Source organism: Micromonospora sp. HK10 (genome assembly GCF_000982955.1).
In the GTDB taxonomy this organism is placed as follows: domain Bacteria; phylum Actinomycetota; class Actinomycetes; order Mycobacteriales; family Micromonosporaceae; genus Micromonospora.
This window is the reverse complement of the sequence record NZ_KQ058845.1, coordinates 35,486-61,419: the sequence shown is the minus strand read 5'-3', so window position 1 is coordinate 61,419 and position 25,934 is coordinate 35,486. Positions and strand designations below refer to the sequence as shown.

The window sequence follows — 25,934 nt, the reverse complement described above, 5'->3', positions numbered from 1 at the left end:
TCGACGATGCACGCACACATCGATGAACGCCAACGCATCTCACGACTCGGGTCGACGGTCGGCCCGAGGCGTCACCGGCCTGTCACGTCCTTGGAGGGACCATGCCCGCGTACATCCTCACCGGCACGCCCGGATCGGGTAAGACGGCCGTCCTGCGCCAGCTGGAGATCGACGGCTACGCCGTCGTCGAGGAGGCCGCGACGGACGTCATCGCACTCCAGCAGGCGCTCGGCCGGCCGGAGCCATGGCAGGAACCCGGTTTCGTCGACCGGGTGCTGGACCTTCAGCGGAGCAGGCAGCACGCGACCGGGCAGCCCCACGGGGTGGTGTTCTTCGACCGTTCACCGGTCTGCACGTTGGCCCTGTGCCGGTACCTCGACCTGCCCGCACCGCGCCACCTGCTCGACGAGATCGAACGCCTGGTGGCCGAGCGTTGGTACGAGCGGACCGTCTTCTTCGTACGGCACCTGGGCTTCATCCAGACCACCGCCGCCCGCCGGATCAGCTTCGCGGACTCGCTCGCCTTCGAACGGATTCATGAACTGACCTACCGCGACGTCGGCTTCGACCTCCTCGACGTGCCGGCGGCCCCGGTTCCGGTTCGCGCGGCCACGATCCGGAAGCGGGTCGGCTGCGCTGCGAGCCGGAGGACCGGCTGATCACCGCCCACCGGCACCGGACCGTGGTGGCGGCGGTCCCGGGCGGCGCCCCCATGCCGAGATCAGCGGCGCGAGGGTGAGGTCCAGTTCGCCGGCATCGACGGCAGCCAGGTGCGCGTCGATCTCGGCGTCGTCGGCCAGCCCGGCGGCGAGCAACTCGGCGCGGACCATCCGTACCGTCGCCGCCTCCAGCCGGTCGCAGGCGACCCCGCCGACCGGGAAGCAGCCGGCCGCCGCGACGTCGACCAGCCCGGCCGCCCGCAACGCCCGCGGCAGCGTACGGCCGAAGCGCAGGTCGGCGCCGCGGCGGGTCAGCAACTCCCGGACCGCGCCCCGCAGCCGGTTGGCGCGCCGCTGGGCCGGGCCGACCTCGTCGAGGCAGGCCAGCGGCTGCAACTCGGTGTCCGCGTCCTCGACCAGCAGCCAGCCGCCCGGTCGCAGCGCCGCCACCATCGTGGCCAACGCCCGGGCCCGGTCCGGCAGGTGGACGAGCACGAGCCGGGCGTGCACCAGGTCGAACGTGCCCGGCTGCGGCGGCGGGTCCGCGACCACGTCGTGCCGGCGCACCTCGTACCCACCGTGCGGGTCCAACCAGGTCGGATCGATGTCCGTGGCCAGCACGTACCCGGTCGGTCCGACCGCCGCGGCGAGTGCCGCCGGGATGCTGGGGCCGCCGGCGCCCACCTCCCAGCAGCGCCCGCCGGCCCGCACGCCGAGCCGGTCGACGTGCCCCCGGGTGACCCCGTCGAACAGCTCGGCCAGCCAGGTGAACCGCTCACCCGCCTCCACCCGCGCGTTGTCGAGCAGGTAGCGGTGGTCCGGAGCAGACCCGGTGGCGCCCGGCGACGAGGGCTCGGACCGCGCGGGCCCGCCCGCGGCCGTGCCCGGCTCGGACCCGGGGTCGGAGAAGGAACTCATCCCGCCATCCTCCCGACCTACCGGGGCTGTGTCAGTACGACATGGGATGCGGTGACGGTGGAGCAGGTCTGGGACCGGCCACGCCCTGATGCTCACCCGAGGGACAACGCCCGCTGCTCCCGCCGCGGGCTGACCCGTCGGCCGCAGGCCAGCACCAAGGCGATCCCCCCGAGTACCGCCCCCACCAACACCGTGCTCGCCACGCCGAACCCGGTCACCGCCAGACCACCGGCGAAGGCCCCTACCGTGATGCCGACGTTGACCGCGGCCGAGAGGGTCGCGGCCGCCACGTCGGAACGACCGGGGGCCACCTGTAGCACCAGGCCGCCCAGCGCCGCGGTGAACGCGGCGAACGCCATGCCGGACAGGGCGATCATGCCGACGGCCGCCACCGGCTGCCGACCGGACACGTACAGGACGAGCAGCGCCACGGTCTGCAGCGCCACGGTCGTGATGAGGGCCAGCCACGGGTTGCGGTCGACGAACGCCGCTATCGCGAGCATGGCCAGCACGCTCGCCACGCCGCGCGCCAGCAGGACGACGCCGACGGACGCGGTGGCCAAGCCGGTGACCTCGGTGACGAACAGGGCGACATAGGTGTACGCGGCGATGGCGCCGGCCGTCGTCAGGATGGCGATCACCACGAGCAGCCAGAACCGTCGGGCGTCGGGCGTCGCGCCGCGGGTGGCGTGTCCCTCGCCGGGTGGCGTCGACGGCAGCAGGGTGGCCACCACGGCCAGGACCACCGCGCCGAGTCCGGCGACCGCCAGGAACGACGCCCTCCAGCCGGCCTTCTCGCCCAGCCAGGTGCCGACGGGTACGCCGACGAGCAGCGCGACGTTGCCGCCGGCGAACACCACCGCGACCACCCGCCCGCGCAGGCCGGGCCGAAACAGCTCGGCCGCGGCCGGCACCACCACCGCCCAGAACAGGGCGTGGGTCAGCCCGGTGGCCACCCGGGCCGCCACCGCCTGCGCGAACGTGGTGGCGAACACGGTGGCCGCATTGCTGACCACGAAGCCCGCCAGCAGCGCGGACAGGATCTTCCGGCGGGTGATGCGCCGGGCCAGCACGGTCAACGGAACCGAGGCGATCATCACGACCGCGCCGTAGGCGGTGACCAGCATGCCGATCTGGGATGGGGAGACGTCCAGGTCAGCGGCCATCGGGAGGAGCAGGCCAACGGGCAGGCCCTCAGCGGTGCCGTACAGGAACGTCCCACCGGCCAGGCCGAGCAGAGCACCGATTGCGCGTTTCATGCGCCAACCCCGTTTCCATCTAAACGAGCTTTCATGGAAACAGGGCACCGACGATCGCGCAACTGGTAAAGTGAGTTTTGATGGAAACAGTGACCCGGATGCGCCTGGTCGGCGGCAACCTCGCCCTCGACTTCGTCAACACGCGGGTCGGTCCACCCGGCGCCGCCCCGGACGACGACGTGCTCACCGGCTATCCCGAGCTGATCGCCTGGGGCGTGTACGCCTCCGACCTCACCGACGCCGACGCGACCGCCCTGCGCCGACGCGCCCGCGACGACGCAGCGGGCGCGGACGCCACCTTCCTGCGCGCCCTGGGCACCCGCGACTACCTGGACGGGATCTTCCAGTCGTTGGCCGCCCGCCGGAGGCCGGAATCGACCGCCCTGGACCGACTGCGGGACGACGAAGCGGACGCACTCGCCCACGCCCGACTCGACCAGGGCAGCGGATTCGCCTGGACCTGGCGGGACGACCATTCGCTCGCCCGGCCGCTACGGCCAGTGGTGCACGCGGCGGTCGGGCTGCTGACCACGGCCGCAATGGAACGCATCAAGCGCTGCGAGGCGTGCAGTTTCGTCTTCTACGACGAGAGCAAGAACCGGAGCCGCCGCTGGTGCAGCATGGAGGACTGCGGAACCGCCGAGAAGATGCGGCGCTACATCGCCGCCCGGCGCAGCCGGCTCGCCCGGAAGCGGCCCGGCGACCCGACGCCCGGCCCGCCGTCGGACGCACCGCCAGGTTCGAGCGCTGCCCCGGCGGGCGCGACGTAGCGCCACCAGCAGGTCGGGACGCATGTCCCCCACGGTGGCGGCCGGCGGGCCGGAGCGCCGAAGGAACGAGATTCGTCGATTCCTTGACACTCCCAGATGTGGTCGCCAACACTTGTCTGCGACGCGTACGCGGCAACCAGAAACATGTGCCGGCGTCGGCGCGACGCGCCGGAGCCGCTCGGGCGACACGTCAACCACACCAGGACCGCAGAGCCGCGGGCTGCGGTGACCAGTGATGTTAGCGCTAACAACGATGATCGTCTGGCAAGACTGATGGCCGTGGCACCACGGCGGGCGGCAGGCAGCGGCTTCGGCGAACAGTCCGATGTACGCATCCAGAAGGGCTGGATCAGGTGATTGACCACTTCCTGACGCGCAACACGCCGCAGCGGCGCCACCCGGCGGGACCATCGCGGAGCACCCGGCCGTCACGCCGGCTGCTGATCGGGCTGGTGGCCGCGATGACGGCGCTGGTCGGCGGCGTCGTCGTCATGGCGTCGCCGGCCAGTGCCGCCACCAGCCAGTTCCGAGGCATGAACTGGGCCGTGCTGGGCGACAACTTCAGCACCGGTCCCCTCGTCGTGCAGGGCCTGAGCTCCTCCGACAGCAACGCGACGGTGCGGGCCAAGGCCAATGCCCTCTACGACGACATGGCGTCCACCATGGGAGTCAACACCGTCCGGCTGCCCATCAACACCCACACGGTCGGGACGGCCTGGTGGGAGGCCTACCGAGGCGCCATCGACGCGGCCACCGCCCGCGGGTTCAAGGTCATCCTGGCCTACTGGGAGGACGGCGCCGCCTCCGGCGGCAGGATCACGAACCTCGCCGCGTGGAACACGATGTGGTCCACGGTGACCAACACGTACGGCTCGAACCCCAACGTCTACTTCGAGCCGATGAACGAGCCGCACGGCTACAGCTCCACCGAGTGGCGCGACGTCGCGGCCAACTGGCTCAGCTACCACTACTCGGCGGCGCCCAGCCGGGTGCTCATCGGGGGCACCGGGTTCAGCCAGGATCTGCGGGACATCTGCAACGACAGTCGCTTCAACTCGGCGTTGCTCTCGTTCCATTACTACGCCTTCTTCTACAGCGCGATGACCTACGACGCCTTCCGGAGCCACATCCAGGCCCGCCTCGGCACCTGCGCCAGCCGGGCCGTCGCCACCGAGTTCGGCGCGCCCATGAACGACGGCCGCAACTACGCCGACGCGAACAGCACCGACAACTTCGTGCGCTACATCCGCGCCATGGCCCAGGTCATGCGCGACAACCAGATGGGCGGCACCTACTGGCCCGCGCTCGGCGGCAAGCCCGGCACCATCGGCTACGACTGGTACTCGATGTACTCGCTCAGCGGCGGCGGCACCGACCTCAATCTGACCGTCCGCAACACCTCCGGCGCCGACCAGGTCCGCTATGCCTGGGGCGACACCATCGGCGGCGGCCCCACCACCCCGCCGCCGTCGACGGGTACGTTCTACCGGGTCACCGTGCGCCACAGCGGAAAGGCGATGGACGTCCAGGCGCCGAACACCGACAACGGCGCGCGCGTCGGCCAGTACACGTACAACGGCAATCCGTGGCAGCAGTGGCAGTTCCAGGACGCCGGCAGCGGCTACTGGCGCCTCATCAGCCGCAACAGCGGAAAGTGCCTCGACGTGGTGAGCGCGTCCACCGCCGACGGCGCCGAGCTGATCCAGTACACCTGCGGCAGCGGCGCCAATCAGCAGTTCCAGATGGTCGCCAACGGCGGCTACTTCCAGCTCCGGGCACGACACAGCGGGAAGTGCGTGGACGTACCGGCCGCGTCGACCGCGGACGGCGTGGTCCTCAAGCAGTACACGTGCAACACCGGCGCCAACCAGCAGTGGTCGCGTACGGCCGTGTGACCGGCCTCCGGCCGCTGCCGGAACACCTCCGGCCAGTACGGAGACCACCTGTGTCCACCCTCAGCCCGCGTCGGTCGCGGCCCGGACGGTGCTCGCCGCGGCCACGTATCCTCGTTCGGGGCGCGACGACGGCGCGACCGTCGAATCACCGCATTGAAGGTCAGCATGGTTCCACCCGCTCAGGCCCGCATCAACGAAGCGCTGGAAACCCACGCCACCTCACTGGACCTGGCCCTTCTCGGCCTGCGCGACGTGCCGGATTCGTTGGCCGACCTCACGGCACTCACCGAGCTGCGACTGGACGGCAATCTGCTCACCAGACTGCCGGACTGGCTCGGCAACCTCGCCACCCTCACAAAGCTCAGCCTGTCCAGCAACCGCCTCAGCGGGCTTCCGGACTCGTTGCGGAACCTCACCGCCCTCACCGAACTCCGGTTGGGCCACAACCGGCTTATCGATCTGCCGGACTGGCTGGGGGGCCTTCCGGCCCTCGCGGAGCTGCACCTCTCCGGCAACAAACTCACCAACCTGCCGGACTCCCTGGGCAATCTCGGTTCCCTCGCCGACCTGTACCTGCACGACAACGCGTTCACCACACTGCCGGTCACGTTGAGCAGGCTCACCACCCTCGGCTGTCTCTGTCTGTCCAACAATCGCCTCGCGATACTGCCGACCTGGCTGGGGAGCCTGACCTCCCTGACCCGCTTGGCGCTGGATCGCAACAGGCTGACCGCGCTGCCGGATTCGTTGCGCAGCCTCACCAATCTCACCACGCTCTGGCTGGAGGACAACGCCTTCACTGAGGTGCCCGATCCGGTACGGGACCTCACCCGCCTGACCGCCTTGTACCTGGAAGGCAACCCGCTCACCGGTCTGCCCGACTGGCTGGGGAACCTCACCGGCCTCGCTCACCTCGGCTTGTCCGACAGCGGCCTCACGACATTGCCGGACTCACTGGGCAATCTCACCGCGCTCACCACGCTCTGGCTGAGCAACAACCACCTCACCGAGCTGCCGGACTCGCTGCGGAATCTGACCGCGCTCACCGACCTGCACCTCGACGGAAATCCGCTCGCCGAGAGGCCCGACTGGCTGGAGAGCCGCGCACCCGATCCGGACCACTCCGACACAGACGTCAGCGGCGGAGAGCGCCCTGGCACCACCGCTTGATCATCTCAAGCCCACCTTTGCCGGGGGTCCCCGCCGGAGGCGCCGATTCCGCGGTCAAGGAGCGCTAACAGACGGCGCACCTGACCGCAGTGCGGCCCAATGCCACCCTCTATCGAATCTCTTCGTTCAGTAGTGGTTCAAGTTGCCGAAGCAGGGCCGCCCGGTCGACGTTGGGTGGCAGCTCGATCCGCAGGCTGATGTTCGCTCCTTCGACGGTGAGCACCGCCGGCTTCTCCCGGTTGCGGAGGCGCCAGTTGCGTATCGCGGTGACCAGCGCCTCGGCCTGTGGCTGCAGCGTTGCCAGGGTGGCCAGGTTCGCCAGCACGGCGACGCCCTCGACGGCCAGGGTGATCGCGCCGGTATCGCGAACTCCCTCGTAGGGCAGATCGAGTTCCTCGATCACTTCCGCCGGCAGTAGCAGCTTGACGCTGTTCACTTTTTCCCTCTCACGAGTGAGGCGATCCGCTCCTGGATCGCCGGCTCCAGTCCACACAGGGTGGGCGACGCGGTCGCGCCACTGAAGTAGCCCTGCACGTGATGGATGCCCAACCGGAAGATGTCGTAGAGACTGACGGGTGCGTCATCGTCGAAACCCTCGACGATGACCGTCCTGGGTTGGCCGGTCTGCCCCTGATCGCTGGCGTAGCGGGCGATTTGCGTCACGAGCGTCAGTTCCTCCAACGCCATGGGGTGGTGCAGAATCGCCCGGTCGACCTTGATCTGGGTGAGCGGGAGCTCCGCCATCCGCGCCAGCGACGCGTAGCCCACTCCGAAGTCGTCAACCGCGAAGCTGATCCGCAGCTCTCTGGCCAACGCCGTGAGCCGGTTGTGGAAGTAGACCAGCGGCTCCTGCGGCCATAGCTCTCCCGGCTCGGGTGTGATCGGGTCCTGCTCGGATATCTCCAGCGTCAGGGTCCGCGGATGCAGTCCCGCCTCGGCGAGCGCCTTGCTCACCTGCCCGAGGTACGCGTCGCTGAGCAGCGAGCGGACCGCGACGTTGACCGACAGCGGCTTGGTGCCCTGCCATTCGGAGGCAGCGTCTGCCTCGGCGTAGGAATGGATCGCCTTGGTCACCAGGATGGCATCGCGTTCGACGATGAAGCGGTCGCCCCAGTCATGGGCCATCCGCAGCGCCGACCAGGGTGCGCGCGGCTCGCCGTCGTTGCGGCGGGCGAGCGCTTCGAAGCTCTGGACGCTCACCCCGGTCGCGCGTTGGTCCAGCTCGACGACCGGCTGGAACACCATGATCATCGAGTTGATCAGCTGCTGGTAGAGGCTGAACGCGTCTTCGTACAGCTTGAGTGGCAATCGCCCGAAGGACCGGCGCAGGGCGGTCAGGACCGTCATCTCCGATTGCAGGGGATCGGCCGCTGGGTCGGAATCCCAGACGGCTCGAAGCATGACGGCCAGCGGTTCGCCGATGTCCAGCTGGGCAGCTGCCGGGTCGACCACGGCGAGAGTGAGCGTTCGGTCGCCGGCAAACGAAAGTGGCACGCAGAGCATGCGGCGGCTGACGCCGTGCGAGACGACGTATCCCGGTGTCGCAGTCGGATGCTTCGTCCGGTCGGTGGCGGCGGTCTCCAGCATTGGTGACAGCACGTCCTTGTCGAACAGTGCCGTTTGGTTCACCACGGCGAAACTGCGCCCGGTGAACTCCACCACCGCCGCCGATTCCGCGTCCAGCGCGTACCGGATGAGGTCCACGCGCCCGTCGCGTTTGCCCTGGGCGGAGTGGTGTGCCGAGCGCGTGTCGGCGCGGAACAGGCGGTCCAGCAGCTGTCGGATCGAGCTCGTCTGGTCCTCGAGTGGATTGAGGCAGGGGCGCGCGATCCCGGGGTTCGCCGGACTGTTGAGTACCTGCCGGTCGCGCCGGGACATAGGTCGGTGCGTCAGCACGGTGGTGGCCCCGTAGACGTGCGCCGTGTGCACCGGCGGCGGATCCAGTCCCTGCCTGGCCACGTACGTCGCCATCTGCGCGAACGACACCTGTCCCGCCTCGTCGCCGGCCTCACCCCGCAGCGCCCGCAGCACGTGGTACGTCAACGTGCCGTGCCCGTTCTCGACGCTCTCCCGGGTCACCGATCCGCTCGGGCAGGCAAGCAGCGCATTGTGCCTGGGCCGATCCACCGCTTCGGCGTACGACTGCAGGACCTTGGCGTTACGTCGGTCCGCGTCGGCGTAGATGCCCGCGTGGCAACAGTCGAGCACGAGGAACGATGCCCCGGCGAAGGCGTCGAAGATGTCTCGTTTGAGGAAAGACATCCGCAACCCGTTGTCTGGTTCGTGGGCAAGCACCGCCGGATCGAGATCCGCCGTGACCAGGTAGGCATCCAGTTGATCAGTCCATTGCGGGACCAGGGTGTGGCCGGCGAAGTAGACGAACAGGACATCCGACGGCTCAGACTGCAGAGCCAGGCCACGGAGGAAGACCTTTATCTCACGCCAGGTGGCCTCGGCACCGAGGAACATCTGCACCGTGCCGTCGAAGGAGCCGACCTCCTCGTCCAACAACACGTCCCGCAACGCGAGAGCATCGCTCTCGGCGAACCGGAGCGGCGGCAACTGGACGTCTCGGCCGCACTGGTCGACTCCGATCAGGACCGCCCAACGTTTACTCGGTGCCATCTACCCCCCAAAGCGACCCGCGGCGGCTACCGCTTGAGTTCAGACGGATGCCAACAGTCACCCTACCGACCATTTCGGAGGCCTGGCGCACTGAGCGGGAGGTCAGATTTCCGTCACGTCGCCACCACTTACACCGGCACCTGCGGTAGCGGTCGTCGGCCAGCACAGACTGCCTACGAGCGATCTCCCTTGAGTGCGCTGACTGACATCGAGATCGCGGCAGGTTCAGCCGAGCTGGAACCGCTGTAATCCAGGGCGGCCGAGAAGGGTGCCCGTCGCTTCGGCCATCGCCTGAGCGGCCGGACCGATGCGATAGCCAGTCAGCGGTCTGCCATTTTGATCTTTGATGCGAGCCGGCCCAGTAGTGGCTGTCAGCACCGACCGAACCTCCCGCGTCTGCCGCAGGAGGACCTCGTGTGCGCCGGAACCGACGTCGTCCTCGAACCAGCGAACGGCCAACCGGCCGGCATCAAAGTACGGACCGCCTACCGGGTGCTGGTAGCCGGCGTCGTGATCGCAGTACGTACCGTCGGGGTCATGTCGGCGCGTCGAGCGCAGGAGTTGAACAGTGGCTGCGATCGGTGGCCCGTCCGGCAGTGGGACGTCGTCGGCAAGCGTGACGGTTGATGGCAGGCTCGCGCCGATCGGCAGGTGCAGGAACGCCTGAATTCCCCGGCCGCCGCAGGCCATCGCGTTTGCCAGTGAGCCGTGGAGGTGGACTGGGTGAAGTCCCGGCGGCCCCGGTTGCGAGCATTGCCATGCGGCGCCAGGGGACGTGTCGCGCAAGGCCCGGTCGAAGGCGTCTTCGTCCTCGGGCAACAACCAGGTTCCGACATTCATGGTCCGGGAGCCCGCGTACGCCATCACCAGACGGTATGTCAGCCGACCGCCCATAACTTCGGTGCACCCTCAGGCCGTTGGCCGCCCGACGGAGCCGTCCGCAACTGCCGATGCGCGCACGTCACGATGCTGTCGTCCCGGACCGCGATGCGGGGGCTCCGAGCCGTGTGCGACCGCATCCCGGTACATCCTCCCCGATCGAGACCCGGTGGAACCGGTCCGTCCGGGCCGTGTCTCCTGGATCTTGGCGGGTGCGCTCGAAGGTGAGGTTGAGTAGTTCCAGGCCGGTGACGGGCTGGAAGCCGATGTCGGTGTAGAGCGTCAGCGCGGGGGTGTTGTCGGTCTCGGTCTGGAGAGAGACGCGATGCGCGCCAGCGGCACGGGCGTTGTGGATGACGTGCTGGAGCAGGGCGTTCGCGATACCGCTGCGGCGATGGCTCGGGGCCACGTAGAGGTCGCGGATCGACCATGAGGTGCCCAGCATGAGCGATGCCGGCATGATCATGACCGTGATGAAGCCGCAGACGCGATCAGCTCGGGTGGCGGCAGCGGCGGAGATCCGGTGTTGTGCGAGTTGATCATGCAGCCAGGAGCGGGTGGTCTCCGGGGTTGACGGTTGGCCGTAGTGCGCCCGGTAGTCGTCGAACAGAGCAGCTACCTGATCGAACGCCGGATGGGCGGAGGTAATCGGCACGATCGTCGTCGTCATGCCGCAAGTGTGGCCGACGGTCAGGCCAGTGTGCCTGTCCGTGCCCGATCGCATCAGCGGGCACGCGTCGCTACGGTCGATCGTGGCCCTGCACCTTCGAGCAGGCCGCTATTCTCGGCCGACCCAGGTGGCGACGCACGCCTCGTTGCCCTCGGCGTCGGCCAGGACCCACCACTTCGGTGCGTGCGCATCGGATACCAATTGGCCGCCCGCGGCCAGTGCGGCGGCGATGCGAGCCTCGGCCTGATCATGCGGGACGGCGACGTCAAGGTGCATACGGTTGCGGTGTCGAGGATAGTTCGCTGATGGCTCCCGCATTCGTATTTGTGCATAGCTTGCTGTTGGGTCCGCTGAGCTGGGCTCCGGTCGCGACCAGGTTGGCATCCCTCGGCATGGTGACGGCAATCCCGTCGCTGGTCGACGTGACGATTCCGGAGGAACCGCCGTTCTGGCCACGCGTCGTCAGCAAGGTCAAAGACGCCGTCGACCAGTTTCCGCACGGCGAGCCGATCCTGATCGTCGCGCACAGCAACGCCGGCCTGTTCGTTCCGGTCATTGCGCATGCGGTTCGGCCTCCGGTCGCCGGGTGCCTGTTCGTTGATGCGAGCCTGCCCGCCCGTACCGGTGCGTCGCCTGCGACGACGCCCGAGCGGCTGCACAAGCTGCGCACCATGGCGACCGAAGGTCGGTTGCCGCGGTGGACGACATGGTGGCCGGAGGACGAGGTCGCCCGGCTGTTCCCCGATCCACAAACAAGATCCGTCGTCGCGGCCGAGCAGCCCCGGCTTCCACTGAGCTATTACGAGCAGGAGGTTCCGGTGCCTGCCGGCTGGGATGACCGACCGTGCGGTTACCTCCTCTTCGGGCCGCCTTACCACCACATGGCGCAGGAGGCGCGAGAACGCGGCTGGGATGTCGAGCAGGTTCCCGGCGAGCACCTGCATCAACTCGTCGACCCGGATGCAGTGGCCGAACGAATCACCGTCATGGCACGTAGCTGGGCCGACCGAGCGCCTTGAGCCGGACGGCCGCTCAAGCGCCGGCCGCGCCTGCCGCCCGCGCCAAGCAGGCTCACGCGCTGTGACCGCTCATGGCCGGTAAGGGGGTTTCCACGTCGAATCCGTGCCACCCCGCGGGTGGCCGCCCGCCGGGCCGAGGCGGCAGCCCACGTTGTAGCGATGAATAGCGATTGGATCTTGGTTGTACTAGTCTTCGCGCCATGGCCTTGCGTCCGGACCAGTTCTATGACCACGCGACGGCCGTCGCGGACAGCGAGCGGCGGCTTCCGCTGGCGCGGATGACGGGATGGGACATCAGCCCGTTCGAACAGGATGGATTGCGCGTCGCGCCGCTGCGGCCGCCGGTGCTGCCCGAGCCCGCCCGGCACGGCGAGGATCCGGCGCAGTGCCGGAACTGCCGGGAACGCGACGAGGGTATCTGGTTCAACGATCACTGGCGGTTGGCCCGTGTCCCGGGAGTGGGCGTGCCGCTGGTACTGATGCTCTACCCGCGCGATCACCATGACATGGCGGATCTCCCCGACGATCTCGCCGCGGAGCTGGGACTGCTCACCACGCGGATCGTCCGCCACGTGCAGGCTCTGCCGCACATCTCGCGAGCCCACGTCTACCGCGTCGGCGACGGCGCCGCTCACCTGCACGTCTGGTTCTTCGCCCGTCCGGAGGGCCAGGCGCAGCTCTTCGGATCCTGGCTGCCCGTCTGGGATGACCTCCTGCCGGAGTATCCCGCCGACGTCGCCGAGGCGGACGCCGCGATCGTGGCTGATGCCCTGGTCGCCTCGCATGGTGGCCGCCGATCGGCCGCCTCCCCGCCGCGCGACTGACCGGCTGATCGCAGCAGCAACCGTACCGGTCACCGCCGCGCCGCCATCCTCAGCTGCCGCGGACCGCGCGGTCGTGCCGATGAGCGAGCGGAGATCGAATTTCTTCTGACGGCCGTCGGAGTTGAGGCACCGCAACCAGCTTGACCGGTGCGGTCCGCCCGCGATTGGGTGGCGCCGTGAGCAAGTTGTGGACCTCCCCCGAGGACGACCCCAGGACCTTCGGCCAGCCCGTCGGCGAAAAGGCAACCTACCGGGAGTACCTCGACAACTACCGCCTCACCATAGAGATGAAGTGCGAAGGACTGGACGCCGAGCAGCTCGGCCGACGCTCGGTACCGCCCAGCACCCTGAGCTTGCTCGGCCTGGTCCGCCACCTGGCCCAGATGGAGAACCACTGGTTTCAGCGGGTGCTGCAAGGGCGGACCGACGCACCCTGCCTTTACCAACACGAGGACGACCCGGATTGGGACTTCGGGGGCGCGGTCCCCGACCCAGCGGTGGTGGAGGACGCCTTCGCGACCTGGAAGGCCGAGACCGCCAAGGCGGACGAATGGCTCGACGCCCTTGAGGAGGCCGACCTGGGCCGCGAGGTGCTGGTCGACGGTGGCAGCCACGCCGCGCGTGACGTGCTTGTCCACGTGATCGAGGAGTATGCGCGGCACGCCGGCCACGCCGACCTCCTGCGCGAGTGCATCGACGGACGAACCGGCCTGTGAGCCACCGGGCGGTGGGTCAGCAGAAGGACCGCCGCCAGCCAAGGCTGCCGCCGCTGCGACAAGAAGCCAGAGAAGCCTCCTCGTCGCACGGCAGGAGGCGATCTACCTGCGATCAAGGAGCCCTGAATGCCGGTCAGTACCTCACGCCGAGTCGTCACGATTGCACTGACTGGTTTCTCCGGGTTGTCGGCGTTGGCGGCTGTTGGGGTACTGGAACAGTTGACCGACGCGTGGGGACAGTCCCTGCCGTACCCGCTCGACGAACTCATGCTGGCGTGGTTGTTGATTGTCGGTGTGCTAGCCATCTGGGCGACGGTCGCCTATGCGCACGGGCGGCACCTCATAGCCCAGCGGGTCCTTCTGGTCGTCGGCTTCATGGGACTCATTCCGGCCGTTCTGCCTGGAGTTTTCGCTCTCGCGGCGCGCACCCGCGTGCTACGAGAGCGGTGACTGTCGCCACGTTGCGGATCGCCTCGCCGGGCAGTCGTGGGCCGGGTCGCGGTTCGGACAGCGCCCCGAGGTCTTCGTGCCGGGCCTGCCGAAGGCGGTCGAACACCAGGTCCAGGATGTCATGGTGGACCCCGTAGCTGATGCGCCAGCCCGAACCGGGCCCCGACCCGTAATGGCTGGCGGGCAGCAGGTCGACGCGGGCCATCGACAGCAGGCGGGACAGGTGATCCGACTCGTCCTCGATCCATCCGATGAGGCCGGTCACGCCCGGGGCGAGCGCCACCCCGATGCCGAGTTCGGGCAGGAAGGACGCCAGGGCCGCGCGGTTTGCGTCCAGCTCGGCGCGCACCCGCGGCAGCCAACCGGCCCCGTGGTCCAGGAAGGCCAGCGATATGGCGGCACCGAACGTGTCCGGCGACGGGAAGGCCTCGTCGGGTAAACCGCCGATGCGCTCGGCGGCCGCGGCGTTGGCGTAGGCGAATCCGGTTTTCGTGCCGCTGGATCCGATCGACTTGGAGAGCGACGTGCACACGACCACCGGGGCGTCGTGACCGGCCGCCCGGGACATGAACGACGGGCGGCCCGAGAGCGGCAGGTGCACTTCGTCGACGACCACCGCGCACCGTGCACGCGCGGCAAGCTCCAGGAACCGGTCGATGCCGCCGGCCGACCACGCCGTCGCGAGCGGATTGTGCGGGTGGCACAGCAGGGCGCAGTCGGCGGCCTTCAGCGTCGTGGCGATCAGCTCCCAGTCGGCGGGCGCGCCGGGCACGGGCGGGGCCGGCACGGTCAGCAGCCGCCGGCGTGGATAGCGCGCCAGTCGCCGTAGGTCGGGGTAGAGCGGCTCCTCCACGACGACCGTGCCGTCGGTCGCTACGAGCGCGTCCACCACCGTCCGGCACGCCTGCAGGGTGTCCGAGCACGTTCGCGACCAGGCGAAGCCGGTGATCCCGAACACCCGCTCGCCGAACTCCGCGCACCGCTCGCGCAACGCCGCCGGGTCGTAGTAGCCGACGCCGGTTCCGGTCAGCCGGCCCATGACGGCGTCCAGGACGAAGGGCGGTGTGCGCACGTCGAGTTCCGCGATGGTCAGCGGGACCGCGTCCGGGGCGGACCGGCGTTGCCAGCGCAGGGAGCCGCGCTCCCACAGCCGGTCGAGACTGGGCTCGAACGCGCTCACTCGGCTGTCCCGGGCGTCATGAGGTAGACCACATACGCCGGGTCGGCACCGGCTGGACGCAGATCCCAGGTGCGGAACGTGTGCTCCACGACGAGACCCGCGTGCCGGGCGTCCTCTTCGAACTCCGGTCGTCCATAGCCCCGATCGAGGTCGAACCCCGTGACCAGCCGCCCGTCCGGCGTCAGCCGGCGGCGCAGGTGGGTCAGGACCGGCCGGCGGGTCGGCGGGCCCAGGAACACCATGACGTTACCGGCGGCGACGATCACGTCGAACGGCTCGGACGCCTCCGGCACGGTGTCGAGTTCCGCCAGGTCGGCACGGACCCAGGTCGGGCCGGGATGATCCGTTCGGGCGGCGTCGAGCAGTTGTGCGTCGGAGTCGACACCGACGACGGTGTGGCCCAGCCGGTGCAAGCGCGCGCCGACCCGCCCGGTGCCGCAGCCGGCGTCCAGGATCCGGGCGCCGCGCGGTGCCAGGGCGTCCACCAGGCGCGCCTCGCCGCCGAGGTCGACGCGATCATCGCGTTCCCAGGCGCGGAACCGTTCGACGTACGCGGGGGCATGACCCGGATCGCGGGCGGTGAGCTCCTGCCACAGTGACGGCTCAGGCATGCTGGGCCCGCCGGACCGCGATGCGACCGTGATAGGCATCGATGGCCTGGGCCGTGGCGGCCTCCTCGTCCAGGTCGGCGAAGCGAGCCGGCGCGAGCGCCTGGCTCGCCTCGGCCGCGACATCGGCACTCCCGCGGATCAGATCAGCGAGGATCCGTCCGGCGGCGAGCGCATGCGTCACCAGGATCCCGGCGGCGATCCACACGTCGCCCGTGAGGTGACCGACCATCGGCAGCGCGTCCGGCGTGGCGGGGAACACCCCGTCGAGCCTTTGCCGGGGAGCGAAGAGTCGCCAGTCCTTGAACTGCCGGCTGAGCAGCTGCATGGTCTCCTCGAACGTACCGTCCCACGGCAGGTCGGCGCGTTGTCTCCCGGCCATGTCGGCCAGGTGGTCGGGGTGCGCGCGGGTGCCGAAGCCCCACCGGTCACCGTGCCAGCGCCCGTACACGGCCTGCTCCAGGAAACGAACGAACGGCTGGCGCGGGGGCGCGGCGTGACCGGTCGGCCCGTAGACGAACGGGTGCCTGATCGAGACGATGGGCAGGCGCACGCCGAGCGGGCCGGTCAGGGCAGGCGTCCACATGCTGGTGGCGAGCACGACCCGGGCCGCCGTGAACGTCCCCGAGGGCGTGGTCACCTCGACGCGGCCGGTGTGCTGCGCGAGCTTGAGCGCCGGCTCGTGCCAATGGAAACGGGCGCCCGCCGCTTCGGCGTGGCCGCGCAGCAGCGCGGTGAGCCGCGGCGCGTCGACGACGGCGTCGTCCGGGAAGTGCAACGCGCCGAGTGCCGTACCCGCGTCGACGCACTGCGGTGCGAGAGCCTGTGCCTGCGCCGGCCGCAGCCGGCGGACGGTGACGCCGGACTCCGCGGCCAGCGCGCGGCGCGCCTCCTGGGCTTCGGCGCCCCGCGGCGTCGTCGCGACCTCGATGCTGCCGACACGGTCGAACACCCGCGTGTCGCCGCCCGTCAGACGCTCGCAGAGCGCGGTCGTCTCGACGGCCATCGCGGTCAGCACAGGGTGGTAGCCGAGTTGGCTGATGTAGCCCGGCGAGTGACCGGTGGCTCCCGCGAGTTCGGGCCCGGCGGCATCGATGACGCGGAGACCTTCGTGGCCGAGCGATAGCGCGACCGCGGTACCGACGATTCCCGCGCCGATGACGAGGGTTTCACAGGATTGCTGCATGTACGGCACCTTCCGCTGAACGCGAGTGGCTCGAGGCGGGCGCGGCGTCGCGCAGGCGCCGTCCGGCCCACTCGGCGTAGAGCCGCGCGCCGATGGGCAGGACGTCGTCGTCGAACAGGACCGTCGCGCTGTGGTTGGGTATCTGCCGGTCGACATCCGTGCCGCGCGGCCCCGCACCGAGCAGCGCCATTACTCCGGGCACCTGCTCGAGCACGTACGCGAAGTCTTCCGCCGTGGTCAGCGGCGCCGGAAGCTCCGCGTACCGCGCGCCGGGCAGGCCGGCGGCGACGTCGCGGAGCAGGCCGGCCTCGGCCGCGTCGCTGACGGTCGGCGGGTAGAACGGCTCGATCGTCACCTCGGCGGTGACGTCATGTGCCGCCGCGATACCGTGGATGACCTGCGGGAAAAGTTTCCGGACCGACTCCCGCCGGGCGTGACTGAACGTGCGGATCGTGGCCTCGAAGTACGCCGAGTCGGGGATCACGTTGCGTCGCGTTCCCGCCCGCATGATGCCGACCGTGCAGACGACCGGGTCGAGCGCGTCGATCCGGCGGGTCACAGCGGTCTGCAGCCCGAGGACCATCTCCGCGGCCGCGGTGATCGGATCGCGGGCGGTGTGCGGCATCGAGGCGTGTCCGCCCCGACCGCGGACGGTGACCCGCAGGGCATCCGAGGCCGCCATGATCGCGCCGGGCCGGGTCAGCACCGTGCCGAACGGGGCGACGCCGGCGAACACGTGCAGCGCCAGCGCCGCACATACCCGTTCGCCGGCCGCGTCCAGCACGCCCTCCTCGATCATGTGGCGTGCGCCGGCGTCACCCTCCTCGCCCGGCTGGAACATGAACACCACGTCGCCCGGCAGGCTCGCCGCTCGCTCGGCGAGCAGCCCCGCCGCGCCGATCAGCATCGCGGTGTGCAGGTCATGTCCGCAGGCGTGCATGGCGCCGGGTTGTGCCGACGCGTACGGCAGGCCGGTCTTCTCCTCGATCGGCAACGCGTCCATGTCCGCCCGCAGCAGGACCGCGCGCCGATCGCCGACGGCCGGCGCGCCGCCGCGCAGGACTGCCACGACCGACGACAGGCCTTCACCGGTGCGCGTTTCCAGCGGCAGCGGCGCCAGGGCGTCGAGAACCAGCCGTTGCGTCTGCGGCAGGTGCAGCCCGAGTTCGGGCACCTGGTGCAACGCACGCCGGATCGTCCTCAGCCGCTCGAGCGTGCCCACGGGGCGCGGCGTTGCGCTCATCGTGGCCCACCGTTGTCGGGCGGAGGGACCCGGTATGCGGCGCGCCGCGGGTCGCTGACTTCCCAGGGCTGAGCGGGGCGGTACCGGCGCAGCGGTTCGAGCGGCACGCCATTCACTTCCTTTCGACGGTCGGCGCAAAGTGGTTCGCGGGTTTCGGGCAGCCGCCACCGACGGACCGGGGTTCTCCCGGTCCGCGGCAGGTGGAGACGGTGGGCTCAGGCCCGGCGGATCAGCGGAACAGGTGCAGCATCGCGATGTAGACGCCGGTGCCGGCGACGATGCTCAGCAGGGCGTTGCGGCGCCACAGGTGCGCGCTCGCGGTCGCGGCGATGGCGATCAGAGTGGGCAGCCCGTACGGGCGCGTGGTGAACGAGACGGACGAGACGGAGTAGACGACCAGAATGATCATGATGCCGGGCGGCATGGCGACGCCGAGGTACCGCACGATCGGCGCGGCGGCGACCCTACGCAGCGCCAGAAACGGCGCCGCCCGCAGGGCGAAGGTCACTATCGCGATCACCGCCACCGCGGCGAGCAGATACGTCGTCGTCATCGGTCACCTCCTTACGACGGAGCAGGAACCTGGCAATAGTGAGGACGAGGAAGACACCCATCGCCACCGAAAGGAACTGCCCGCGGCCGACCAGCAGGCCCACCGCGCTGGCGGCCACGCCGTTGAGCACCGGGACCAGGTTCGCGGGCCGGGCGCAGTGCCCGAGCGCGAGCACCACGAACAGTGCCGTGAGCGCGAAGTCGATGCCGTCGATGCCGCGCGGCAGCGCCACCGAGGCGATTGCGCCGACCGTGCCACCGGCCACCCAGTATCCCTGGCTGAGCAGCTGGATCAGGTGGATCCGGTCGCCCGGCAACTCCTCCGCGGGCCGCCCGGCCAGCAGCGAGTAGGTCTCGTCGGTCAGGGCGAAGACGCCGTAGGCGCGCCGCCACCGGCTTTCCAGTCGCTGATAGGGAAACGACAACCCGTAGAACACGTGCCGGAAGTTGACCGCGAAGGTCGCGAACGCGATGGCCGGCAGCGGCGTGTGCGCGGCGAGCAGCCCGACCGACAGGAACTGCATCGCCCCGGCGAAGATCACAACACCCGACAGCGGGGCGAGCCACCACGGCAGTCCGGTCTGGACGAGCAACACGCCGTACGCCATGCCGAGCGGGATGTACCCCATCGCGACCGGGAACGTCTCGCGCAGGGCCGTACGCAGGGCGGTCGAAGACGTGGTGATCACGGGGTGGCCAGCTTCTTCACCTGCCGTCCGACCCGGGCCAGCCCCTCCTCGAGGAGCGCCGGTGGCCGTGCAAAGCTGATACGTAGGCCGGCGGTGGCGCCGAAGACCTCGGCGGGCATCACCAGTGTCCGTTCCTCGGCCAGAAGCCGCTCGACGACCTCGTCGGACCGCCCGGCGCGCAGGTGGCACCAGGCGAACGGGGTGCCCTGCGGTTCTACCAGCTCGAGCTGCTCGGCGTGGTCCCGGGCGAAGCTGTCGAGGATTCCCCGGCCGGCGTCGACGAGCCGCTGGTAGCGATCGATGTGCCGCTGCCGATCGGTCAGCACCCGAGTGCCGATTCGCTCGCAGAGCAGCGAGTTCGACACCGTCGTGTACCGCTTGTAGTTCACGATCTGCTCGGCGACCTCCGGCGTGCAGACGACCCAGCCGAAGCGCAGGGAGGGCAGGCCATACACCTTGGACAGACTGGAGACCGAGATGCCCCGCTCGTATTGCTGCGCCACCGAGGCGCCGAAGTCGAGCAGGTACTCCTCGTCGTTGACCAGCCAGATCCCGCGGCTGCGAGCGAAGTCGGTCAGCCGGCGCCACGCCTGCGGATCGATCAGCCTGCCGCCCGGGTTGTTCGGGCTGTTCAGGGTGATCATGGTGGTCGCCGGCGTGGTCGCGGCGATCAGCGCATCGACGTCGAACGGCGTACCGGGGCGCCAGGTGAACTTGCTGACCTGGCAGCCGATCGCGGCCGGCACCTCCCACGCCTGCTGCCAGCCCGGTGTAGTCGTCACGACGTGGTCGCCAGGTCGCAGGAGGGATCGGTAGAGCAGATACAACGCTTCTTGAGCGCCGTGCGAGACGACCACGCCATCGGCCGAGGTGCGGCCGTAGAGCGACGCAATCGCCTCACGGGTGGCCGCCTCACCGCGGTCCGGGCTGTAGTCCAGTTCCCAGCTGGGGTCGATCGTGATGTCGGCCACGCGCTGGAACTGAACCCCGCTCTCGGCGAGGTCGATGTCGTACCGCCCGTGTGCGGTGTCGAACAACCACTGCTGAATGGAGTAGACCTCGATCATCAGGCCGCGTTCTCCCGCGTGTAAGGCTCGCTCACCGCAAAGGTGATCACGATGACGTCGCGGGTCGCGGTGCCGGGCGCCTTCGGCGTGACCGGACTGACGTAGTGGCGCACCAGGCGATCGTCGATGAGCACGGTCTCACCCGGCGGGAGGGCCCGGTCCAGGATGATTTCGTCGTCCTCGGCCGAGTCCGCGACCGAGACGAGCGAGACGCCACCACTCACGTTGTCGTGAGCGATGCTGGTGACCGCCACGTAATCGAAACCGTCGTGGTGGAAGCCCTCGGGCGCCGGATATCCGTTGAACGAGTCGTCCGCGACGATCCGGATCTGGTGGCAGCCGATAAAGAATTCCTCCTGGCGCAGTACGCGGCGTATCCGCGGGTCGCGCACCAACTCCTCGGCGAATTGCTGGGCCGGCTGCGGAAGCGGCGCGAAGCTGCGCGTCATGCCGCCCGCATAGCCGTTGATTTCCGTCTCCTGAAAGAACGAGGTGCTCTCGGCCCAGTTGACCTCGTCGCCCTTGACCTCGGCCTGGCCGAAGGCGCGGAATCGGAATCTGTCCGTGCCCTGCAGGTAGTTGTCCGGAGGCAGGTCGGCGAAGCTCCGGATCAACTCGCGGCTTACCTTGTCCTGGTTCTGGAACAGGCGGTAATACATTGTCCCCCCCATATCACACGCCACCGGAGGGCGTGCCTACTTGAACAAGCTGAACCTCTTCGTCAGCGGGTCCAGAATCGCGCGTTCGCCGATGAAGGCGATTCCGTAATACTCCAGGTCGGCCGCCGCGGTGGCTGCCGTATCGAGCAGCTGCCGGGCCGTGCCGCCGTCGGCCATGGTGTTGACGAAGTCGACGCTGCGGACACCGGCTTCGCTCAGCTCGACACGCAGCCGGGCAATCCGGTTGGAGTTGTCGGCCTTCAGGATGATCACCGGATGGGCGCTGATGTCAGGATGCGTGTCGCCGTCGGCGTCGCGGTATGTCTGCAGGTCGAAGAGCCCATGATCAGGCGCTCCGGCCGCTAGACCGACGGCCAGATGCCCCGCCACGTTGAGGAGGCGTCCGACATCCAATTTGCGATTGAGCACGATAACCGTGCGAATGCCGGCTTCCTGCGAGTCGGCTGTGGGATTGCTGGATTCCGTTGAAGTCACGGGACGTAAATATACGTGGGCACCGGCGAACCGCCAGGCCGTCCCGACGGCGCTTCCCAGAAAGTGGGAGCAGGCGCCAGCTTAACCGGAGGTCAATCCCATCCCGTGTCCCCCCGCCGCGCGAATGCAGTCGGCCAGGAGTCGGCGCCGGCCCCGTTCGCCACGTCAAGACGCCGATACAATGAATGACACGTGATCAATGTGGCTCACTCCCCCCGTAAACCGTGTCGTCGGTCGACGACAGAACGGTCGCACGGGCGGACCTCGTACTCAACCCCCGCCCGCTGGCCTCATCCGGCCATGCCAATAGGAGAAGTCACGTTGAAGCTGATCACGGGGAAAGACGAGGAGTCGGAGCGCCCCGACGACTCCCTGCTCGCTGCGTACCGGTGCTGCCTGGACAGCGGCTCGTTCGAGGCCGCGACCGTGGCTTCTGTGCTTCAGATCACCGAAGCCGAGGCCGGCGACCTCGCCGGCCGAATGGAGTCGCTCGGTCTGCTGACGCGGGGCGAGGACGAGATCCGGGAACCGGTCGATCCCGACGTCGCCGACATGGCGCTCAACGGTCCGCTGGAACGCGAGATCCTCGAACGCCAGATGGTCGTCCAGCGGATCCGTGACGAGTTGAAGGCGCTCCGCCCGATCTACGACCAACTCCGGCGCGACACCACCGCGGCGGGGGCCGGTTTTCGCGAACTCACCAACACGGACGAGACGGTGAACGAGATCGCCGCGTCGTCACGGCGGTGCGTCCGCGAGGTGCTCAGTGCGCAGCCGGGTGGCGGGCGAGGAGCGTCCACCCTCGCCGATGCGCTGCCACGTGACCTGGCGGCGCTGGAGCGTGGCGTCGGGATGCGCGTCATCTATCAGCACACCGCGCGAACCAGCCTCGCGACCCGCGCCTACGTGAGCCGGATCCAGGACGCCGGCGGTGTCGTCCGCACCACCGACGACCCGGTCGAGCGCATGGTGATCTTCGATCGCTCGGTGGCCTTCGTCTCTCGCTACGACGACGAAGGCAATCGCCTGCCGGGAGGTCTCCGCATCTCGGTGCCGGCTTGCGTCTGCTTCCTGGCGGCCCAGTTCGATAAGGCGTGGCTCACCTCGGTCCCGTTCGACAGCGACACCGATGTGACGCCCGAGATGAACGACGTCCGTCTCGACGTCCTGCGGCTGATGGCGCTCGGCCTCAAGGACGAGGTGATCGCCCGTCGGCTCGGCATGGCGACCCGCACCTGCCGCCGGCACATCGCGCTCGTGATGCAGGATCTCGGCGTGGAAAGCCGCTTCCAGGCCGGCGTGAAAGCCGCCCTGCTGGGGTTGCTTCCGGACACCGTTGCGCCATCCGGTGCCACGCCGGAGCCCCGCCGGGCAGCGGACGACCCCAGCCCGGCGTAGCCGGCCGGCGAAAGTCGGTCAGTCTACTGAGTACTGCCGAGTCAGCTTTGCGACTCACGCACGGAAGGAGATGCGCATGCCGCAGCCCGGCACGTTCCCGTTCCCCTCTCCGCCCGAACGCGACGACGAGCCTCTGCACGCCGAGCTGCGCCGCACCTGCCCGGTCGCGCGGATGCCGCTCGCATCCGGCGGCGAGGCGTACGTCGTGAGCCGGTACCGCGACGTGCGCCAGGTGTTCCTGGACAGGGCGTTCAGCCGCGCGGCGGCCACCCGGCCCGGCGTGGCGACCCTGCGGCCGGCGCCGATGAGCCCGCACATCATGCTGAGCATGGATCCCCCCGACCACACCCGGATTCGCGGGCTGGTCAACCGCGCCTTCACGCCGCGGGCGGTGAACCGGCTCCGGCCGCGGCTGCGGGAGATAGCTGAGCAGCTGGTCGACGACATGGTGGCCGCCGGGCCGCCGGTCGATTTCGTGAGTGCGTTCGCCGCACCGCTGCCGGCCCTCTCGGTGTCCGAGATGCTCGGCGTCCCGGCCGAGGACCACCGGCAGCTGCAGGGCTGGATGGACGTCCTGATGTCGATCACCGCGCATAGCCGGGACGAGATGCGGCAGGCCAGCCGCGACATGCTCGACTACCTCGGCGCGGAGATCGAGCGGCGTCGCCGAGAGCCCGGCGACGACCTGCTCAGCGACCTGATCGCGGCCCGGGACGAGGGGGACCGCCTTTCCGAGGCCGAGCTCGCACACAACGTCTACATCATCCTGATCGGCGGCTACGAGACCACGGCGTCGCTGCTGGCCAACTCGCTGTTCACCCTCGACGCCCACCCCGACCAGCGTGAGCTGATGCGGACGCGTCCCGAGCTGATCCCGCAGGCCGTGGAGGAGATCCTGCGCTACGTCCGCATCTCGCAGGCCGGCCTGGAGCGGGTGGCGGTGCGCGACGTGGAGCTGGGCGGCGTGACCGTGCCGGCGGGCTCCACCGTCATCACGCTGAAGTATTCGGCGCATCGCGACGAGGAGCTGCTGCCCGAGCCCGACCGGTTCGACATCACCCGGCCGGAGATCCCGCACCTGGCGTTCGGGCTCGGCCCGCACCACTGCATCGGTGCGGCGCTGGCGCGGGCCGAGCTGACGATCGCCTACGAGACGCTGCTGCGGCGGCTGCCGGGCCTGCGGCCGGCACTGCCGCCCGAGCAGGTGGAGTGGAAGGCCGGCCTGATCACCCGGGGTCCCGAGCGGATGCCCGTGCAGTGGTAGGCCGGCCGCCCTTCACGCCCGGTTGGCCGCGCTCAGCACAGCCTTCAGCGAGGCGGTCGTGATGTTGGAATCCATGCCGACACCCCACCGGCGCCCGCCGCCGACGGCGCAGTGCACGTACGCCGCCGCGCGGGCCGTTTGGCCGCTGCCCATCGCGTGCTCGGCGAAGTCCAGGACGCTGACCTCCAGTACCGAGCCGGTGAGCGCGTTGACGAACGCCTCGATCGGTCCGTGCCCGACGCCGGTCACCGTGCCCGGTACGCCGTCCACCGTGATCTCGGCGGTCAGCTGCAGCTCGCCGGCCGTAGCCTCGACCGGCGCCAGCTGGTAGTCGCCCAGCGCGACCCGACCGGCGCCCAGGTAGGTCTGCGCGAACAGATCCCACAGCTCGGCGGGGCTGACCTCGCCGCCCTCGTCGTCGGTGTGCTGCTGCACCACGCCGGAGAACTCGATCTGCAGCGGGCGCGGCAGGTCCAGCTGGTGCTCGGTCTTCATCAGATAGGCCACGCCGCCCTTGCCGGACTGTGAGTTGACCCGGATGACCGCCTCGTAGCTGCGGCCCACGTCCTTGGGGTCGATCGGCAGGTAGGGCACCGCCCAGGTGAAGGCGTCCACCGGCACCCCGGCTGCGTCCGCGTCGGCGCGCAGCGCGTCGAAGCCCTTGTTGATGGCGTCCTGGTGGGAGCCGGAGAAGGCGGTGTAGACCAGCTCCCCCGCGTACGGGTGGCGCGGGTGCACCGGAAGCTGGTTGCAGTACTCCACAGCGCGCCGGATCGCATCGATGTCGGAGAAGTCGATCATCGGGTCGACGCCTTGGGAGAACAGGTTCATCCCGAGGGTGACGAGGTCCACGTTCCCGGTGCGCTCGCCGTTGCCGAACAGGCAGCCTTCGATCCGGTCAGCGCCGGCCAGCAGCCCGAGCTCGGCCGCGGCGACGGCGCAGCCGCGGTCGTTGTGCGGGTGCAGGCTGAGCACCAGGGAGTCGCGGCGGGGCAGCCGGCCGAGCATCCATTCGATCGTGTCGGCGTACACGTTCGGGGTGGCCGCCTCCACGGTGGCCGGCAGGTTGACGATGAGCGGGCGGGCCGGGGTGGGGTCGATCACGTCGATCACCGCGGAACAGATCTCCAGCGCGTAGTCCAGCTCGGTGCCCGTGTAGGACTCCGGGGAGTACTCGTAGAAGATCTCGGTGTCCGGCGTGATCGCCTCGGCGTACTTCTGGCACATCCGGGCGGCGCTGGTGGCGATGTCGGTGATGCCGTCCCGGTCCAGGCCGAAGACGACGCGCCGCTGCAGTACCGAGGTCGAGTTGTAGAAGTGCACGATGGCGCGCTTGGCGCCGCGCAGCGACTCGAACGTGCGCTCGATCAGGTGCTCCCGGCACTGCACACAGACCTGGATGGTCACGTCGTCCGGAATCAGGTCCTGCTCGATGAGCGTACGGACGAAGTCGAAGTCGGTCTGCGAGGCGGCCGGGAAGGCTACCTCGATCTCCTTGAAGCCCATCTGCACGAGCAGGTTGAACATGCGGCGCTTCCGCTCGACCGACATCGGGTCGACCAGTGCCTGGTTGCCGTCGCGCAGGTCCACGGCGCACCAGCGCGGCGCCTTGGTGAGGGTCTTGGCGGGCCACTGCCGGTCCGGGAGCGAGTAGGGGAACTGCTCGGCGAAGGACGTGTAGCGGTGCGTGGGCATGCCGCTGGGCTGCTGCGTGGTGAACGGATTCATGAGGAAGCTCC

Annotated in this window: 27 protein-coding genes; 10 read left to right on the top strand and 17 right to left on the bottom strand. The window is 69.5% G+C overall.

From position 1 onward, the window contains the following. Nucleotides 1–101: 101 nt before the first annotated feature. Nucleotides 102–659 carry an AAA family ATPase gene (locus LQ51_RS20370; RefSeq protein WP_046568042.1) on the top strand — a complete coding sequence of 186 codons (558 nt, stop codon included), beginning with the start codon at nucleotides 102–104 and terminating at the stop codon, nucleotides 657–659. On the opposite strand, the gene LQ51_RS20365 is transcribed toward LQ51_RS20370, so the two are convergent. Further along, nucleotides 660–1,577, bottom strand: a complete 918-nt coding sequence (locus LQ51_RS20365; RefSeq protein WP_231605809.1) for a methyltransferase domain-containing protein — start codon at nucleotides 1,575–1,577, stop codon at nucleotides 660–662. 92 nt (nucleotides 1,578–1,669) lie between these two features. Then, nucleotides 1,670–2,836 (bottom strand): MFS transporter, encoded by a 1,167-nt coding sequence (locus LQ51_RS20360; RefSeq protein WP_046568040.1) that lies wholly within the window; start codon nucleotides 2,834–2,836, stop codon nucleotides 1,670–1,672. A gap of 80 nt (nucleotides 2,837–2,916) precedes the next feature. Between LQ51_RS20360 and LQ51_RS20355 the strand changes: the two genes are divergently transcribed. The 3 genes from LQ51_RS20355 to LQ51_RS20345 all read left to right on the top strand — a co-directional run bounded on the left by LQ51_RS20355 (nucleotide 2,917) and on the right by LQ51_RS20345 (nucleotide 6,671). Beyond that, the gene (locus LQ51_RS20355; RefSeq protein ID WP_082159549.1) at nucleotides 2,917–3,606 is read left to right on the top strand and encodes a CGNR zinc finger domain-containing protein; all 690 of its coding nucleotides are present in this window, start codon (nucleotides 2,917–2,919) and stop codon (nucleotides 3,604–3,606) included. Nucleotides 3,607–3,959: 353 nt separating this feature from the next. Beyond that, nucleotides 3,960–5,501: an RICIN domain-containing protein gene (locus tag LQ51_RS20350; RefSeq protein ID WP_052744998.1), complete on the top strand. Its 1,542-nt coding sequence runs from the start codon at nucleotides 3,960–3,962 to the stop codon at nucleotides 5,499–5,501. A gap of 153 nt (nucleotides 5,502–5,654) precedes the next feature. After that, nucleotides 5,655–6,671, top strand: a complete 1,017-nt coding sequence (locus LQ51_RS20345) for a leucine-rich repeat domain-containing protein (RefSeq protein WP_046568038.1) — start codon at nucleotides 5,655–5,657, stop codon at nucleotides 6,669–6,671. 109 nt (nucleotides 6,672–6,780) lie between these two features. Here the strand turns inward: LQ51_RS20345 and LQ51_RS20340 are convergent, their stop codons facing one another. From LQ51_RS20340 to LQ51_RS20320, 5 genes are all read right to left on the bottom strand, one after another. After that, nucleotides 6,781–7,107: a hypothetical protein gene (locus LQ51_RS20340; protein WP_046568037.1), complete on the bottom strand. Its 327-nt coding sequence runs from the start codon at nucleotides 7,105–7,107 to the stop codon at nucleotides 6,781–6,783. Continuing rightward, on the bottom strand, nucleotides 7,104–9,296 hold the full coding sequence (locus LQ51_RS20335; protein WP_046568035.1) for an EAL domain-containing protein: 2,193 nt from the start codon (nucleotides 9,294–9,296) through the stop codon (nucleotides 7,104–7,106). The genes LQ51_RS20340 and LQ51_RS20335 overlap by 4 nt, the downstream gene beginning before the upstream one ends. A gap of 225 nt (nucleotides 9,297–9,521) precedes the next feature. Then, on the bottom strand, nucleotides 9,522–10,160 hold the full coding sequence (locus LQ51_RS20330) for a hypothetical protein (protein ID WP_046568102.1): 639 nt from the start codon (nucleotides 10,158–10,160) through the stop codon (nucleotides 9,522–9,524). 97 nt (nucleotides 10,161–10,257) lie between these two features. Next, nucleotides 10,258–10,845, bottom strand: a complete 588-nt coding sequence (locus LQ51_RS31420) for a GNAT family N-acetyltransferase (protein WP_231605808.1) — start codon at nucleotides 10,843–10,845, stop codon at nucleotides 10,258–10,260. 108 nt (nucleotides 10,846–10,953) lie between these two features. Next, the gene (locus LQ51_RS20320) at nucleotides 10,954–11,163 is read right to left on the bottom strand and encodes a VOC family protein (protein WP_369799876.1); all 210 of its coding nucleotides are present in this window, start codon (nucleotides 11,161–11,163) and stop codon (nucleotides 10,954–10,956) included. On the opposite strand from LQ51_RS20320, the gene LQ51_RS20315 reads away from it, so the two are divergent. The 4 genes from LQ51_RS20315 (at nucleotide 11,151) to LQ51_RS32885 (ending at nucleotide 13,854) form a co-directional block, all read left to right on the top strand. Then, nucleotides 11,151–11,864, top strand: a complete 714-nt coding sequence (locus LQ51_RS20315) for an alpha/beta hydrolase (protein WP_046568034.1) — start codon at nucleotides 11,151–11,153, stop codon at nucleotides 11,862–11,864. The two genes, LQ51_RS20320 and LQ51_RS20315, sit on opposite strands and share 13 nt — an antisense overlap. A 200-nt stretch (nucleotides 11,865–12,064) precedes the next feature. After that, entirely contained in the window at nucleotides 12,065–12,688 is a 624-nt protein-coding gene (locus LQ51_RS20310) for a hypothetical protein (protein ID WP_046568032.1), read from the top strand. Nucleotides 12,689–12,864: 176 nt separating this feature from the next. Continuing rightward, a complete protein-coding gene (locus tag LQ51_RS20305) occupies nucleotides 12,865–13,404 on the top strand; it encodes a DinB family protein (RefSeq protein ID WP_231605807.1) in 540 nt (179 codons plus the stop codon). A gap of 126 nt (nucleotides 13,405–13,530) precedes the next feature. After that, nucleotides 13,531–13,854, top strand: coding sequence for a hypothetical protein (locus tag LQ51_RS32885; protein ID WP_156313176.1), 324 nt, complete (start codon nucleotides 13,531–13,533; stop codon nucleotides 13,852–13,854). Here the strand turns inward: LQ51_RS32885 and LQ51_RS20300 are convergent. The 9 genes from LQ51_RS20300 to LQ51_RS32155 all read right to left on the bottom strand — a co-directional run bounded on the left by LQ51_RS20300 (nucleotide 13,787) and on the right by LQ51_RS32155 (nucleotide 21,533). Continuing rightward, entirely contained in the window at nucleotides 13,787–14,893 is a 1,107-nt protein-coding gene (locus LQ51_RS20300; protein ID WP_156313175.1) for a pyridoxal phosphate-dependent aminotransferase, read from the bottom strand. The two genes, LQ51_RS32885 and LQ51_RS20300, sit on opposite strands and share 68 nt — an antisense overlap. A 137-nt stretch (nucleotides 14,894–15,030) precedes the next feature. After that, complete coding sequence (locus LQ51_RS20295) at nucleotides 15,031–15,645, bottom strand: class I SAM-dependent methyltransferase (RefSeq protein ID WP_046568027.1); 615 nt, start codon at nucleotides 15,643–15,645, stop codon at nucleotides 15,031–15,033. Beyond that, nucleotides 15,638–16,828, bottom strand: a complete 1,191-nt coding sequence (locus LQ51_RS20290; protein ID WP_052744995.1) for an NAD(P)/FAD-dependent oxidoreductase — start codon at nucleotides 16,826–16,828, stop codon at nucleotides 15,638–15,640. The genes LQ51_RS20295 and LQ51_RS20290 overlap by 8 nt, the downstream gene beginning before the upstream one ends. Next, on the bottom strand, nucleotides 16,812–18,071 hold the full coding sequence (locus LQ51_RS20285; protein WP_046568025.1) for a M20 metallopeptidase family protein: 1,260 nt from the start codon (nucleotides 18,069–18,071) through the stop codon (nucleotides 16,812–16,814). The genes LQ51_RS20290 and LQ51_RS20285 overlap by 17 nt, the downstream gene beginning before the upstream one ends. Nucleotides 18,072–18,300: 229 nt before the next feature. Further along, nucleotides 18,301–18,624 carry a branched-chain amino acid transporter permease gene (locus LQ51_RS20280; RefSeq protein ID WP_046568023.1) on the bottom strand — a complete coding sequence of 108 codons (324 nt, stop codon included), beginning with the start codon at nucleotides 18,622–18,624 and terminating at the stop codon, nucleotides 18,301–18,303. After that, a complete protein-coding gene (locus LQ51_RS20275; RefSeq protein ID WP_046568021.1) occupies nucleotides 18,536–19,312 on the bottom strand; it encodes an AzlC family ABC transporter permease in 777 nt (258 codons plus the stop codon). Before LQ51_RS20275 ends, LQ51_RS20280 begins: the two co-directional genes overlap by 89 nt. Next, on the bottom strand, nucleotides 19,309–20,379 hold the full coding sequence (locus LQ51_RS20270; RefSeq protein WP_046568020.1) for a pyridoxal phosphate-dependent aminotransferase: 1,071 nt from the start codon (nucleotides 20,377–20,379) through the stop codon (nucleotides 19,309–19,311). Before LQ51_RS20270 ends, LQ51_RS20275 begins: the two co-directional genes overlap by 4 nt. Continuing rightward, entirely contained in the window at nucleotides 20,379–21,038 is a 660-nt protein-coding gene (locus LQ51_RS20265; protein WP_046568093.1) for a 2OG-Fe dioxygenase family protein, read from the bottom strand. Before LQ51_RS20265 ends, LQ51_RS20270 begins: the two co-directional genes overlap by 1 nt. A 36-nt stretch (nucleotides 21,039–21,074) precedes the next feature. Beyond that, a complete protein-coding gene (locus LQ51_RS32155; protein WP_197087850.1) occupies nucleotides 21,075–21,533 on the bottom strand; it encodes a DUF2000 domain-containing protein in 459 nt (152 codons plus the stop codon). 321 nt (nucleotides 21,534–21,854) lie between these two features. Here LQ51_RS32155 and LQ51_RS20255 point away from each other — a divergent pair, with 321 nt between their 5' ends. Both LQ51_RS20255 and LQ51_RS20250 read left to right on the top strand, forming a co-directional pair. Beyond that, nucleotides 21,855–22,931 (top strand): helix-turn-helix transcriptional regulator, encoded by a 1,077-nt coding sequence (locus tag LQ51_RS20255; RefSeq protein ID WP_052744992.1) that lies wholly within the window; start codon nucleotides 21,855–21,857, stop codon nucleotides 22,929–22,931. Nucleotides 22,932–23,007: 76 nt separating this feature from the next. Then, nucleotides 23,008–24,195, top strand: coding sequence for a cytochrome P450 (locus tag LQ51_RS20250; protein ID WP_197087849.1), 1,188 nt, complete (start codon nucleotides 23,008–23,010; stop codon nucleotides 24,193–24,195). 12 nt (nucleotides 24,196–24,207) lie between these two features. Here the strand turns inward: LQ51_RS20250 and leuA are convergent, their stop codons facing one another. After that, on the bottom strand, nucleotides 24,208–25,923 hold the full coding sequence (leuA, locus tag LQ51_RS20245) for a 2-isopropylmalate synthase (RefSeq protein WP_046568015.1): 1,716 nt from the start codon (nucleotides 25,921–25,923) through the stop codon (nucleotides 24,208–24,210). Nucleotides 25,924–25,934 lie beyond the last annotated feature (11 nt).

Bases quoted from the DNA above. Each gene is read 5' to 3' on its own strand.
- LQ51_RS20310 (WP_046568032.1), top strand. From the start codon at position 12,065: ATGGCCTTGCGTCCGGACCAGTTCTATGACCACGCGACGGCCGTCGCG.
- LQ51_RS20290 (WP_052744995.1), bottom strand. From the start codon at position 16,828: ATGCAGCAATCCTGTGAAACCCTCGTCATCGGCGCGGGAATCGTCGGT.
- LQ51_RS20335 (WP_046568035.1), bottom strand. From the start codon at position 9,296: ATGGCACCGAGTAAACGTTGGGCGGTCCTGATCGGAGTCGACCAGTGC.
- LQ51_RS20295 (WP_046568027.1), bottom strand. From the start codon at position 15,645: ATGCCTGAGCCGTCACTGTGGCAGGAGCTCACCGCCCGCGATCCGGGT.
- LQ51_RS20355 (WP_082159549.1), top strand. From the start codon at position 2,917: ATGGAAACAGTGACCCGGATGCGCCTGGTCGGCGGCAACCTCGCCCTC.
- LQ51_RS20250 (WP_197087849.1), top strand. From the start codon at position 23,008: ATGCCGCAGCCCGGCACGTTCCCGTTCCCCTCTCCGCCCGAACGCGAC.
- LQ51_RS20320 (WP_369799876.1), bottom strand. From the start codon at position 11,163: ATGCGGGAGCCATCAGCGAACTATCCTCGACACCGCAACCGTATGCAC.
- LQ51_RS20330 (WP_046568102.1), bottom strand. From the start codon at position 10,160: ATGGCGTACGCGGGCTCCCGGACCATGAATGTCGGAACCTGGTTGTTG.
- LQ51_RS20265 (WP_046568093.1), bottom strand. From the start codon at position 21,038: ATGTATTACCGCCTGTTCCAGAACCAGGACAAGGTAAGCCGCGAGTTG.
- LQ51_RS20315 (WP_046568034.1), top strand. From the start codon at position 11,151: ATGGCTCCCGCATTCGTATTTGTGCATAGCTTGCTGTTGGGTCCGCTG.
- LQ51_RS20270 (WP_046568020.1), bottom strand. From the start codon at position 20,379: ATGATCGAGGTCTACTCCATTCAGCAGTGGTTGTTCGACACCGCACAC.
- LQ51_RS32885 (WP_156313176.1), top strand. From the start codon at position 13,531: ATGCCGGTCAGTACCTCACGCCGAGTCGTCACGATTGCACTGACTGGT.
- LQ51_RS20365 (WP_231605809.1), bottom strand. From the start codon at position 1,577: ATGAGTTCCTTCTCCGACCCCGGGTCCGAGCCGGGCACGGCCGCGGGC.
- LQ51_RS20300 (WP_156313175.1), bottom strand. From the start codon at position 14,893: ATGGGCCGGCTGACCGGAACCGGCGTCGGCTACTACGACCCGGCGGCG.
- LQ51_RS20360 (WP_046568040.1), bottom strand. From the start codon at position 2,836: ATGAAACGCGCAATCGGTGCTCTGCTCGGCCTGGCCGGTGGGACGTTC.
- LQ51_RS20280 (WP_046568023.1), bottom strand. From the start codon at position 18,624: ATGACGACGACGTATCTGCTCGCCGCGGTGGCGGTGATCGCGATAGTG.
- LQ51_RS20370 (WP_046568042.1), top strand. From the start codon at position 102: ATGCCCGCGTACATCCTCACCGGCACGCCCGGATCGGGTAAGACGGCC.
- LQ51_RS20285 (WP_046568025.1), bottom strand. From the start codon at position 18,071: ATGAGCGCAACGCCGCGCCCCGTGGGCACGCTCGAGCGGCTGAGGACG.
- LQ51_RS31420 (WP_231605808.1), bottom strand. From the start codon at position 10,845: ATGACGACGACGATCGTGCCGATTACCTCCGCCCATCCGGCGTTCGAT.
- leuA (WP_046568015.1), bottom strand. From the start codon at position 25,923: ATGAATCCGTTCACCACGCAGCAGCCCAGCGGCATGCCCACGCACCGC.